The organism is Pseudodesulfovibrio pelocollis, from assembly GCF_030282845.1.
Lineage (GTDB): Bacteria > Desulfobacterota > Desulfovibrionia > Desulfovibrionales > Desulfovibrionaceae > Pseudodesulfovibrio > Pseudodesulfovibrio pelocollis.
Genome location: NZ_JASTWE010000036.1, coordinates 25711 through 37906 on the forward strand (window position 1 = coordinate 25711; position 12196 = coordinate 37906).

9 protein-coding genes are annotated in these 12196 nt (G+C 64.8%); 1 reads left to right on the forward strand and 8 read right to left on the reverse strand.

The features are described from left to right. Nucleotides 1–14: 14 nt before the first annotated feature. From recQ to hisS, 8 genes are all read right to left on the reverse strand, one after another. Nucleotides 15–2219, reverse strand: coding sequence for a DNA helicase RecQ (gene recQ / locus QQS14_RS12435; RefSeq protein ID WP_285907326.1), 2205 nt, complete (start codon nucleotides 2217–2219; stop codon nucleotides 15–17). 118 nt (nucleotides 2220–2337) lie between these two features. Further along, nucleotides 2338–3012 carry a hypothetical protein gene (locus tag QQS14_RS12440; RefSeq protein WP_285907327.1) on the reverse strand — a complete coding sequence of 225 codons (675 nt, stop codon included), beginning with the start codon at nucleotides 3010–3012 and terminating at the stop codon, nucleotides 2338–2340. A gap of 138 nt (nucleotides 3013–3150) precedes the next feature. After that, a complete protein-coding gene (locus QQS14_RS12445; protein ID WP_285907328.1) occupies nucleotides 3151–4005 on the reverse strand; it encodes a DUF116 domain-containing protein in 855 nt (284 codons plus the stop codon). A gap of 83 nt (nucleotides 4006–4088) precedes the next feature. Next, nucleotides 4089–5054 carry a glycosyltransferase family 9 protein gene (locus QQS14_RS12450; RefSeq protein ID WP_285907329.1) on the reverse strand — a complete coding sequence of 322 codons (966 nt, stop codon included), beginning with the start codon at nucleotides 5052–5054 and terminating at the stop codon, nucleotides 4089–4091. A 10-nt stretch (nucleotides 5055–5064) separates the two neighbouring features. Next, nucleotides 5065–6033 (reverse strand): methionyl-tRNA formyltransferase, encoded by a 969-nt coding sequence (gene fmt / locus QQS14_RS12455; protein WP_285907330.1) that lies wholly within the window; start codon nucleotides 6031–6033, stop codon nucleotides 5065–5067. Beyond that, on the reverse strand, nucleotides 6021–6518 hold the full coding sequence (def, locus tag QQS14_RS12460) for a peptide deformylase (RefSeq protein ID WP_285907331.1): 498 nt from the start codon (nucleotides 6516–6518) through the stop codon (nucleotides 6021–6023). Before def ends, fmt begins: the two co-directional genes overlap by 13 nt. A gap of 371 nt (nucleotides 6519–6889) precedes the next feature. Continuing rightward, nucleotides 6890–8713, reverse strand: a complete 1824-nt coding sequence (gene aspS / locus QQS14_RS12465) for an aspartate--tRNA ligase (RefSeq protein ID WP_285907332.1) — start codon at nucleotides 8711–8713, stop codon at nucleotides 6890–6892. 51 nt (nucleotides 8714–8764) lie between these two features. Continuing rightward, complete coding sequence (hisS, locus tag QQS14_RS12470) at nucleotides 8765–10015, reverse strand: histidine--tRNA ligase (protein WP_285907333.1); 1251 nt, start codon at nucleotides 10013–10015, stop codon at nucleotides 8765–8767. A gap of 184 nt (nucleotides 10016–10199) precedes the next feature. Here hisS and QQS14_RS12475 point away from each other — a divergent pair, with 184 nt between their 5' ends. Further along, nucleotides 10200–12101 (forward strand): molybdopterin-dependent oxidoreductase, encoded by a 1902-nt coding sequence (locus tag QQS14_RS12475; protein ID WP_285907334.1) that lies wholly within the window; start codon nucleotides 10200–10202, stop codon nucleotides 12099–12101. The last annotated feature ends 95 nt before the right edge of the window (nucleotides 12102–12196 follow it).

Genomic DNA, 12196 nt, shown 5'->3' on the forward strand with positions numbered 1-12196 from the left:
CCCCGTCAGGCCAATCACTCCCGCGCGGCACCCATGCGGATCATGCGCAGCACGTCATATGAGTGGCGGCCCTCAAGGGCGTCGTGGACCGGGGTCAGGGCGTTCACGCCCTTGTCGCGGAAGGCGGCGAAGGTGTCGAGGATGCGGCTGATCTCGTCGTCGGGCAGGGCCACTGCCCGGCGGTAGTCGAGGCGGCCAAGGGCCACGGCCTGCGACAGGTGGTTCCAGACCGAGCCGGGCTTGAGGCCGCGCCGCGCCGCCACAGCCTCTGCATCCCCCAACGCCTCGAAGAGGGCCAGGGATTCCTCGGCCGTGGCCGTCAGCTCGGTGCTGGCGGGCCGCTCCAGCCGCTGCTGCCGCTTGGCCACCAGTTCCGGCGGAATCTCCGGGGTGGTGGGCGGGCGGCCGTACTTGTCGGCGTGGTCGCGCAGGCAGTCGAGAAAGGTCTGGCCGAAGCGGGCCAGCTTGACCTCGCCCACGCCGGTCATGCAGGCCATGGCGTCGAGGTCTTCGGGCCGGTAGCGGACCATGTCGAGCAGGGTCCTGTCCGGGAAGATGGCATAGGGCGGCACGCCCTGCTCCCCGGCCACGCCAAGGCGCAGCTCGCGCAGGGAGTCGAACAGGGCCTGGGCCTCCTGGTCGGTGAGCACGTCATCTGCCGCCACCGGCCTGCGCGTCTTGGCGGCCCGGGCCGTCACCACCGGATCGGTGCGCAGCCGCACCCCGGCCTCGCCGCGCAGCACGGGCCAGGAGCGCTCATTGAGGGTCAGGGCGCTGTGTTGCTCCATGTCCACGGTCAGCAGGCCGGACGCGGCCAGCTGGCGGTAGACCGATTTCCATTGCTCCAGGGTCAGCTCGGTGCCGATCCCCCAGGTGGACAGCCCGGTGTGGCGGAAGCGGCGGGCGCGCTCGCTCTCCTTGCCCACCAGCACCTCGGCCAGATACGCGGCCCCGAACCGCTGGCCCGTGCGATAGATGTTGGAGAGCGCCTTTTGCGCGGCCACGGTGCCGTCCCAGGTCTCCACGGGGCTTAAGCAGGTGTCGCAATTGCCGCACGGCGCGGTGTGCTCGCCAAAATAGCCGAGCAGGGCCTGGCGGCGGCACCCGGCGGTTTCGAGAAAGGCGAAGAGCGAGCCGAGCTTGGCGTGCTCCACCCGCTTGCGCGTCTGGTCTGCCTCGCCGGACTCGATCATGGAGCGCAGGATGGCGATGTCTTGCAACCCGAAGCAGAGCCAGGCCGAGGCGGGCAGCCCGTCGCGCCCGGCGCGGCCCGTTTCCTGGTGATACGCCTCCAGGCTCTTGGGCGGCTCCAGGTGGCAGACAAAGCGCACGTTGGGCTTGTCCACGCCCATGCCAAAGGCCACGGTGGCCACCATGACCATGCCCTCGCCGCGCATGAACCGCTCCTGGTTGCGGTGGCGATCCTGCTTGGAGAGCCCGGCGTGGTAGGGCAGGGCGGTGATGCCGTTCTTTTCGAGAAAGGCGGCGGTCTGCTCCACCTTCTTGCGGCTTAAGCGGTAGACGATGCCCGAATCGCCGGGGTGATGCTCGCGGATGAAGGCCAGCAGCTGGCGCTGGGGGTGCGCCTTGGGCTGCACCGCGTAGCGGATGTTTGGCCGATCAAACCCGGTGGCAAAGACCTGGGCCCGCTCAAGGCCGAGATTGCGCACGATGTCGCGCTGGGTGGGCTCGTCGGCCGTGGCTGTCAGGGCCAGCCGTGGCACGTCCGGGAACCGCTCGCCGATGACCGAAAGCTGCATGTATTCCGGCCGGAAATCGTGCCCCCACTGGGACACGCAGTGCGCCTCGTCGATGGCGAAGAGGCAGGGATTGCACCGGGCCAGCAGATCGAGAAAATCGGGTCGGCAGAGCCGCTCCGGGGCCACGTAGACAAGATCGAGCTGGCCGCTGACCAGGGCCTGCTCCACATCCCGGGCGTCCTGCGGGTCCAGGGACGAATTGAGACAGGCGGCGCGCACGCCCATCTGGGTCAGCCCCTGCACCTGATCCTGCATCAGGGCGATGAGCGGGGAGACACACACCCCCACCCCGGGCCGGAGCATGGACGGAATCTGGTAGCACAGCGACTTGCCGCCGCCGGTGGGCATGAGCACCAGGGAGTCGCCCCCGGCCATGACATTGTCGATGATGGGTTGCTGTAGGCCGATGAAGTCGTCAAAGCCGAAGACCGAGCGCAGGATTTCGATGGGTGAGGACATAGGCGGTCACCCTAGGTCATCGCTCCCCGGAGCGCAAGGAAGGGGGCGCGGTGCCTCGGGATGCTTCAATTGTCCAATGTCAAACAAGTAATGATTATGGACTGTCTTCGAGGAAGGGCTATAGAGTGGCAAACAGAGGGTCAAGGTCTTTATATTTGGGGTTGGTCAGGAGGCTTTCAATTTGTGACTTCGTGACAAATCTATTAACCATTTCTTCTAATTGTCCCCAAACGCGCTTGGACCACTGATAGTATTCTTGCCTGGAGCAAGAAGGAGATAGTGGTGGAATGAAAGGAAATACTCCTGATAATGTTGTTATGACATCTCCAAACTGGAAGTTGGCATCATTGCTTTCTTCTGAAAATTTAAATACTACCCACAACTTGAACGCTGTTATGGCGTTTCGATCCTCTTTTGTCACTTTATTTGAAGTCTCTATGCCGAAAGATTCTGCAAGAAAAACTCCACATAGCAGAATGTACTCTGTATGACATTCACGCAGAGTAATTGTATTTTCTTTATCTAACTTTGCGTGCTTGATAAAGTTTTGAGGCTTCCTGAATTCTTTCCATGCGATGCTCTGCTTCTCTTTAGAAAGAGGAGCCCACACACGTTTGAGAATGTCAAACCCCTCGTGTGGAGAGTCTTCCGACAAGTCGTGAAGAACCTGGTACGCTGCCGCAGCTAAAGTGTGCACGGCGACTAATTTCCCATTGCCGAAATATAAATCGATCGCACTTGTAAGCTGATCCAGAGCAGCATCAAATTTGGATAATGTGATTTCTGTACCCATGCTGCCTCCCCTTGCTCGCCAAGAACAGAAGCCCTTAGCTGACTTTGATAGTGGAGAAAATCGCTCATTTGATTCCTAATATAAAAACAACTATAGCCCAAGTGCTTCTGCAAAAAATGCCGTGCCGGAACGCTTCGCCTACAGGTGGGTCCCTTCCGCCGTGGAGATGGTCCGGCCCGCGCCCGGGGTCTTGGCCTCCAGGTGCGCGGGCAGCAGGTACTCGGGCAGCAGGAAGCGCTCCAGGGCTGTCACCAGCTGGGTGTGGTCCACCAGGGTGTCGAGGCAGGGGCCGTGGGGCCGCTCGTTGAGCACGCCGTACACGGGCAGGGGATAGGCGTCCTGAATGCCGCTGGCCAGATCGCGGTAGCAGGCCACGGCGATGATCATGCGCGGCCGCATCTGGACCACGATGCGCCGGGCAATGGTGCCGCCCGTGGCGATGGCCAGGTTGACGCCGTAAGCGTCGTGCAGGTCGAGCAGCCCGGCGATGGGGCACAGGCCGCACCGCTTGCAGTTGTTGATGTCATAGGTCAGCCGGTGGCCGCACCGGGAGCTTTGCAGGCAATGCGGCATGAGCAGCAGCACTTCCTCGGGCCGGTAACGCCCCGCCTCGGCCTGGACCAATTCATTGTTGACGCTGATGAAGGAGAGCATGATGGACTGCTTGTCCACGCCCAGCAGCCGCCCGAGCAGGACCATCACCGGCAGGAAGAGCTTGACCGTCAACCCCCGGAAGCGATCGGCTCCGGGCAGCGGCCGCTTGGTGACGATGTTCAGGAACAGCCCCCAGTAGGCCACGGACACGAAGCCGATCAGCCCCACCACCAGCGCGCCCAGCACCCAGGACGCGGCCGGATGGATGTTGGCAAGGCCCAGGTAGGGCACCACCCACAGGGCGGCCAGAAAGAGACAGAACACGAAGCAGGTCCCGCTGATCAGGCCGATGAAGAGCCGCTTCCTGGCTTTGCGTATGCTGCGGGTCGGGTTTGCCATGGCTGTGTCGGATTGCTGGGGAGTCATCAAAGTCAGGGTAGCACGCCGTCGAAGTCGAGACAATGACGCGATGTCTGGCGGGGCTACCGGGTGTCCTGGTCGCGCATCAGGTTCGACACGGTGTCCGCCACCGCGTCCACCGTGAACCCGGAGCGGAACATGACCGCGCCGCCCTCGTCGCTGGCCGGTCGCCACTTGGCGAAATTGGCCTCGTTGTCCAGATAGACCACCAGCCGTGGCGTGTTCCAGGCGCAGGCCAGATGCGCCGGGCCGGAATCGTTGCCCGCAAAGGCCCCTGCCCTGCGGATCAACTCTGCCGTGGCCGCCATGGAGCCGGTATAGTAGTGGACGGACTCCCCTTGGGGAATGGACCGCTCCACGTCGGGCCGTTCGCCCGGCATGCAGATGACGAAGACCTGCATCTGCCGCGAAATGTGCGCCACCGCGCCAGACCACACCGACAGGCTCCAGCCCATGCCGCCCTGGGAATCGCCAGTGGGATGGACCACAAGGTATCCGCCCGGCTGCGCGCCCGCCCCGGCCAACAATTCGCGCACCTCGGCCTCGGCGGCTGGCACGGGATGGAGCCGGGGGCGCTCCAGGACCACGGGCCTGCCCAGCGCGGCCGCCACAAGCTGCGCCCGGCTGTGCAGCCGAGGCACAGTCATGTCCTCGTCCACCCGCACATGCAGATGCTGCCACGAGCCGCGCAGGGTGTATCCGGCGCGCAGGCCCACCCCGGCCAGCCGGGCCAGCACCTCGTTGCGCACGCCCCGGCGCAGGTGCAGGGACACGTCGTATCGCTCGCGGCGCAGGGCGCGCACCAGCCGGAACTGATCAGTCAGCGAGTCGCGCTTCTTGTTGAAGAGGTGAAACGAATCCACACCGGGATCAGAGCCTACCAGATCAAGGCCCGCGCGATCCACCACCATGCCCACGAAACAGCCGGGATACGCACCCTTGAGCCAGGAGGCAACAGGCATGTTGAACAGCGTGTTGCCGATCATGCCGTTGTTGAAGAGAAGAAATCTGTTCGGGTGGCCTGTCACGCCTTCGCCCCTACCTGCATTTCTTCATGTAGCCGCAGGCAAAGGCCGTGGCGCTCATGGCCTTGCGCCCCTCGGGCTTGACCTCGGACGTCAGGTAGACCTTGTCCGCAGCGGCGATGCCGAGCCTGCCGTCCATCTCGCCCAGCACCGTGCCGGGCGCGGCCTGCGCCGCCTGCTCCGACACCTCGCCAGGGGTCACGTTCAGGCGCAGGGGCTTGCCGTCCGGGCCGGTCCAGTCGAAATACGCGCCCGGCCACGGATACATGGCCCGAATCTGGTTATGGACGGCCTGGGCGGGCCGGTTCCAGTCGATGAGTCCCTCGCCCTTGTCCAGCTTCCTGGCATAGGTGGCCAGGGCATCGTCCTGGGGCGTGAAGGTGTAGGCACCGGTCTGCAACCGGGCCAGGGCCTCGCAGATGCAGATGCCGCCGAGCTTGGCCAGCTCGTCGTGGATGGTGCCCGCATGGTCGTTGTGGCCGATGCGCAGCGCCCGCTGGACCATGATCGGCCCGGTGTCGAGCCCGGCCTCCATCTTCATGATGGAAATGCCGGTGACCACCTCGCCCGCCTCGATGGCCCGCTGGATGGGCGCGGCCCCGCGATACTTGGGCAAAAGCGAGGCATGGACGTTGAGCGGATACAGCGCGGGCACGTCGAGCACGGCCTGGGGCAGGATCAGCCCGTAGGCCGCCACCACCAGCACGTCCGGCGAAAGGGCGCGCAGCACCTCGATGTCCGCAAAATCCTTGAAATTCATCGGCTGGAACACGGGCAGCCCGCGCTCCGCGGCCACCTCCTTGACTGGCGAGGGCCTGCACTGCCTGCCGCGCCCGCACGGCCTGTCCGGCTGGGTGTACACGCCCACCACCTCTGCCCCCGCAAACTCCAGCAGGATACGCAATGTCTCGGCCGCGAAATCCGGCGTGCCCATGAAGACCGTGCGCAGCGGCCTCAAGGTCGGCTTGGCTACGCTTTCCATTTGACCGCCTTTTTCCTGTACATGGCCCGCTTCAGCCGACCGGCCCGGTCCGCGATGGTGATGCCGTCCAGGTGGTCGATCTCGTGCTGGAGCACGATGGCCAGAAATCCGTCGGTGTCGATGCAGACCGGCTTGCCGTCCGGCCCCATGCCCGTGACCTTGACCCGTTCCTTGCGCAGCACCGTCCCGGTGAATTCCGGGCAGCTCAGGCACCCTTCCTCGGACTCCACCTCGCCCTCGCACTCCACTATCTCGGGGTTGATCAGCACGCGCAGATCACCGCGCAGCTTCGGCCCGGTCTGGTCCACGCAGATGAGCCGGATGGACCGCCCCACCTGGGGCGCGGCCAGACCCACGCCATCGCCCTCGTACATGGTCTCGATCATGTCCTCGATGAGTTGCCGCAACTCCGGCGTGACCTCGGCCACTGGCTCGGCCTTGCCCGCCAGGATGTCGTCAGGCCATGTGCATATGTCGAGTTTCATTATGGTATGCCTCCGGCGGCCAGGGAACCTTTTGAAAAAGGCTCCCTGGACCCTCCAAAACTTTTTGGCGCTCCGCCGCCCGGAAGGGCAGGCGGAAACGGATGAAAAAGACGGCGGCGGAGAGGGCGTTGCAAAGCTAGGCCGCGCCGCTGCCGTCCGAATCAGTACAGAAATAATCCCGAAAGAGCAAAAGGCGAGAGCGGCAGAAAAAAACATCCGGTTTTTGCGACAGCTCTCATCGCAAGCCCGGCTCCCTCGCCCCCGCGCGACCCCCTACGCCGCCATCCATCCCTTTCTTGCCCGGCTACCCTTCCAGGCGGCGTAGACCCAAAAAGTTTTTCCCCCGGAATCTTCCTCCCCTCCCCGCGCCCCTACCCTTCCTTCTTCTCCCGCAGGCGGATGCCGAGTTCGCGGAGTTGCTTGCTCGGTACTTCGGACGGGGCTTCGGTCATGAGGCAGGTGGCCTTTTGGGTTTTGGGGAAGGCGATGACATCGCGGATGGATTTGGAGCCGGTGATGATCATGATCAGCCGGTCGAGCCCGAAGGCGATGCCGCCGTGCGGGGGTGCCCCGAATTTGAGGGCGTCCATGAGGAAGCCGAATTTTTCGCGCGCCTCGTCGCCGTCGATGCCCAGGGCGGCGAACATGATGCGCTGCTGTTCGGCGGTGTGGATGCGGATGGAGCCGCCGCCAACCTCGTAGCCGTTGATGACCATGTCATAGGCGCGGGCCAGGGCGTTGCCCGGGTCGGTGGCCAGGGTGGCCATCTGGTCGGGCTTGGCCGAGGTGAAGGGGTGGTGCCGGGCCACGTAGCGTTTTTCGTCCGGGTTGTATTCGAGCAGGGGGAAGTCTGTGATCCAGACGGGCTTGAAGACCTTGGGATCGATGAGGCCGAAGCGCTCGCCCAGTTCGCAGCGCAGGTTGCCCAGGGCGGCGTTGGCGATGTCGGCGGACCCGGCCTGGAAGAAGAGGATGTCGCCGGGCTTGCAGTCGGTACGCTGGCGCAGGGTGGCGATCTCGTCTTCGGAGAAGAACTTGACGATGGGCGACTGCCACTCGCCGTCTTCCTTGACCTTGATCCAGGCCAGCCCCTTGGAGCCGTAGATCTCGACGAACTTGGTGTAGTCGTCGATTTCTTTTCGGGACAGTTCACCGCCGCCGGGCACGACCATGACCTTGACCAGTTCGGACGAGGCAAAGACCTTGAACCCGGAGTTTTTGAAGGCGTCGGTGATGTCGATGTGCTTGAGGCCGAAGCGCAGGTCGGGCTTGTCCACGCCATAGTCGCGCATGGCGTCGGCGTAGGTCATGCGAGGGAATTCGTCGGGCAGGGCCGCGCCGATGGTCTCGGCGAAGATTTTCCTGACCAGTCCTTCGGCCATGTCCTGGATCATGGCCTCGTCGGCAAAGCTCATCTCGATGTCGATCTGGGTGAACTCGGGCTGGCGGTCGGCGCGCAGGTCCTCGTCGCGGAAGCATTTAACGATCTGGAAATAGCGGTCCATGCCCGAGACCATGAGCATCTGCTTGAAGAGCTGGGGCGACTGGGGCAGGGCGTAGAACTCGCCCTGGTTGACCCGGCTGGGCACCAGGAAGTCGCGCGCGCCCTCGGGGGTGGACTTGGTCAGCACCGGGGTCTCGATTTCGAGGAAGCCCAGCGCGTCGAGGTAACGGCGCACGGCCTGGGCGGCCTTGTTGCGGATGACGAAGTTGCGAGCCAGACTCGGACGGCGCAGGTCGAGAAAGCGGTACTTGAGGCGCAGGTTCTCGCCCACCTCGACCCGGTCCTCGATGGGAAAGGGCGGGGTCTCGGAGGTGTTGAGGAGCTTGTATTCCTCCACCTCGATCTCCACCGCGCCGGTGATCAGGTTCTTGTTGGCCATGCCGTCCGGCCGCATGCGCACCACTCCCTTGACCGCCACCACATATTCGGCGCGGATGGCGTGGGCGCGCTCGTGCACGTCCGCATTGCCTTCGGGGTTGAAGACCACCTGGGTCAGCCCCTCGCGGTCGCGCAGGTCGAGGAAGATGAGCCCGCCGTGGTCGCGCCGGAACTGGACCCAGCCCATGAGGCAGACCCGATCGCCCAGGTCGGCGGCTGTCAGTTGGTTGTTGTGGTGGGTGCGCCGCCAGCCAGCCAGATCCTCGATGACGCGAAATTCGTTGTAGTCTCTCTCTTCCTGCTGTTCAGCCATGTCTGCTCTCTCCGGGTGTATTGCGTGGGGCCGCGGACGGCTTTTGTGTTGTTATTCAGCCTTGATGCGCGCCAGATATTCGGCTCGCGACACGGTGGTCTGCTGGCCGTCGCCGACCATGGGCTTGACGGTCACGGTGTTGCCTGCCAGTTCATCGCCGCCCATGATCAGGCAGACCTTGGCGCCGGATTTGTTGGCCGCGCGCATGCGGCTCTTCATGGACCCGCCGCCATAGGCGACCTCGCCGCTTTGCCCGGCGTCGCGCAGCTGCTGGGCAAAGAGCATGGCTGCGATGGCCGCGGCATTGTCCACCACGGCTAGGTAAAAATCCGGAGCCGGGGCTTCGAGGCGCTCCAGGAGCAGGGCGAGCCGCTCCATGCCGCAGGCGAATCCCGTGGCCGGGCAGTCAGGGCCGTCGAGGCTCCTGATCAGCCCGTCGTAGCGGCCGCCGCCTGCCACGGCGGTCTGGGCGCCGATGTCGTGGCTCGACACCTCGAAGCAGGTGCGCACGTAGTAGTCGAGCCCGCGCACCAGCCGGGGGTTGAGTTCGTAGGTCACGCCCGCGCCGTCGAGGATGGCGCGCACGTCGGTGAAGTGGGTCTCGCACTCGGCGCAGAGGTGGTCGGTGATGGCCGGGGCGTCTTGGACCAGGGCCTTGCAGTCGGGCACCTTGCAGTCGAGGACGCGCAGGGGGTTGGTATCCATGCGGCGGCGGCAGTCCTCGCAGAAATTGGCGCGGTCCTTGGAAGTGTAGTAGTCGATGAGCGCCTGGCGGTAGGCCGGGCGGCAGTCATGGCAGCCAAGGGAGTTGAGCTCCACGGTCAGTTTGTTCAGGCCCAGCGTGTTGAGAAAGGTGCGCAGCATGAGGATCAGCTCACCGTCGGCCTGGGCCTCGGGCGCGCCGAATATCTCCGCGTTGATCTGGTGGAACTGGCGCTGGCGGCCTTTCTGGGGCCGCTCGTAGCGGAACATGGGCCCAAAGGTGAAGAACTTTGACACCTTGCCCGGCTGGTGCGTGCCTGACTCGATGAAGGCGCGGACCACGCCCGCCGTGGCCTCGGGGCGCATGGTCAGGGAGCGGCCCTTGCGGTCCGGGAAGGTGAACATCTCCTTGCCCACCACATCGGTATCCTCGCCGATGGATTTCTGGAACAGCTCGGTCTTCTCAAGCACCGGGGTGCGCAGCTCGCCAAAGGCGTAGCGCGAAAAAATGTCGCGCGCCACGGTTTCCATGCGGGTGAAGACGGCCGCATCCTCGGGGAAGATGTCCGCAAACCCTTTTATTTTCTGAATCTTCGCCATGTCGCCTTCAATGGTGTGAAAAATTCATGTGGCACGAACCGAATTTGGTTAGTCTATCCCGGCCGGATTGTCAAAAAGAAGGCTGGCCCCAGCCTGTAGGATTCGCATCGGGCAATGGCCCCCTTCGCCATTTTGGATTTGACCTTGCCGGTAAAGTCCACCACTCTTCGGGTCGGAGGAACCCATGCCCATCACCACTGCCTGTACCATGGACTGCGGCGACGCCTGTTCGCTGCTCGTGGACCCCGAGGCCCGGACCATCCGGGGCAATCCCAAGCATCCATTTACCAAGGGCTTCTGCTGCAAGAAGGGGGGCCGCTACTTCGACCGGCTCGACGCCGAGGAGCGCATCACCACCCCGCTGATCAAGCGGGACGGGCAGTTCGTGGAGGCCAGCTGGGACGAGGCCCTGGGACTGGCGGCCGAGCGACTCGATGCGGCCAGAAAGAATCCGGCCTCCATCCTGCACATCCACGGCCACGGCTACCGGGGTGTCCTGGCCAAGGCCAGCTCCATCCTGTTCGCGGCCCTTGGCTCGTCAACCACGCGCGGCACCCTGTGCGACAACACCGGCATCACCGCCTCCATCATGGATTTCGGAGCCCTGGACCACAACGATCCCGAGGATATCCTCTGCGCCAACCGCATCGTCAACTGGGGCCGCGACGTGCCCCGCTGCTCGGTCCATCAGCAGGCCCTCATGGCCCGGGCGCGCAAGCAGGGCACCGAGGTGCTGACCATCTCGCCCGGCGGCGACAGCGCAGCCGAATTCTCGGACATGACCATCCGGGTGCGGCCCGGCTCGGACCGGTTCCTGGCCGCGGCCGTGCTCAAGCTCTTCCTCGAAGCGGGCGACCTCAACCCCTGGGTGCTGACCCGCACGGCCAACTGGCCCGCCCTGCGGGGGCTCATCGACGGCCTGACCTTCCGCGACCTGTGCCGGGCCTGCGACGTGACCGACGACGACGCCGAACTGGTCTACGACTGGTACGCCGACCCGGGCAACGTGGCCACCCTGCTCGGCTGGGGATTGCAGCGCTATGACTTTGGCGGCGAGAACGTCCGCTTCATCAACGCGGTGGCCATGCTCTCCGGCAACGTGGGCATCAGCGGCGGGGGCGCGTATTACAACATCTCGTCTGGCCGCAACCTCGGCACCTGGGCGCATCTGGTCAAAGGCGGCCAGCCCGGCGCCACGCGGCGCGAGCTGCTCATCAACGACTTGGGCGCGGAAATCCGCCGGGCAGACCCGGCCGTGGAGTTTGTCCTGATCGACGGCCACAACGTGGTCAACCAGGTGCCCGACTGTCTGGCCGTGGCCGATGCCCTGCGCAGGCCATTCGTGATGGTGGTGGACGGATTCATGCACGACACGGCCATGCTGGCCGATGTCATCCTGCCGCCCGCCTTGATGTTCGAGCGCGAGGACGCGCTGGGCTCCTTTGCCCACAACTGCGTCAACCACTGCGCCGCCGCCGTGCCGCCGCGCGGCCTCTGCCGCCCGGACTTCGAGATCATGACCGAACTGGGCGCGCGGCTGGCCGAGCCGATCATCCTCCCGGACGCCGACACCTGCCTGGGCGAAGGGCTGAAAAAGTCGGGCATCACCCTGGACGAACTGCGCGAGCACGGGTTCGTGCGGGTCGATCACCCGCGCGTGGCCTTTGCGGGCATGGCCTTTGCCCACCCGGACGGGCTCTACCGGTTCCCCGAAACCCTTTCGCCCGAGATGGAGCGCGACCCGGACCATCCCCTGCAACTGCTGACCCTGGTGCGCGGCGAGTCGCTGCACTCGCAGATTCCCGAGGCTGATCAGGCCGGTTTTCCAACCGTGTGGATCGCCAAGGACAACCCGGCCTTCGCCGCCCTGAACCCGGCCTTGGACGCCTATCTAGTCACCCCGGCCGGAGCCATGCGGGTGAATGTGGAGACCGCGCCGGGACTGCATCCGGTCGCCGTGATCATGCGCCGGGGCGGGTGGATGAAGTACGGGCACAGCGCCAACGTCATCATCGAGCCGCGCATGACCGACATGGGCGAGGGCTGCGCCTACTACAGCCAGCCCTGCCGCCTGGAAAACCGCTGACCCGCAGTGGTCTGCCCACGCCAGCCGCTGCCGGTCCGACGCGATGCCCTGCCCTGGCTCGGGCTGCGCGCCTGAAGTTCCGCCAGCCCCTCCCG

What these genes read in the sequence shown, in the direction of transcription:
- QQS14_RS12475 (WP_285907334.1), top strand. Translation starts at nt 10,200, where the DNA reads ATGCCCATCACCACTGCCTGTACCATGGACTGCGGCGACGCCTGTTCG.
- recQ (WP_285907326.1), bottom strand. Translation starts at nt 2,219, where the DNA reads ATGTCCTCACCCATCGAAATCCTGCGCTCGGTCTTCGGCTTTGACGAC.
- QQS14_RS12440 (WP_285907327.1), bottom strand. Translation starts at nt 3,012, where the DNA reads ATGGGTACAGAAATCACATTATCCAAATTTGATGCTGCTCTGGATCAG.
- hisS (WP_285907333.1), bottom strand. Translation starts at nt 10,015, where the DNA reads ATGGCGAAGATTCAGAAAATAAAAGGGTTTGCGGACATCTTCCCCGAG.
- fmt (WP_285907330.1), bottom strand. Translation starts at nt 6,033, where the DNA reads ATGGAAAGCGTAGCCAAGCCGACCTTGAGGCCGCTGCGCACGGTCTTC.
- def (WP_285907331.1), bottom strand. Translation starts at nt 6,518, where the DNA reads ATGAAACTCGACATATGCACATGGCCTGACGACATCCTGGCGGGCAAG.
- aspS (WP_285907332.1), bottom strand. Translation starts at nt 8,713, where the DNA reads ATGGCTGAACAGCAGGAAGAGAGAGACTACAACGAATTTCGCGTCATC.
- QQS14_RS12445 (WP_285907328.1), bottom strand. Translation starts at nt 4,005, where the DNA reads ATGGCAAACCCGACCCGCAGCATACGCAAAGCCAGGAAGCGGCTCTTC.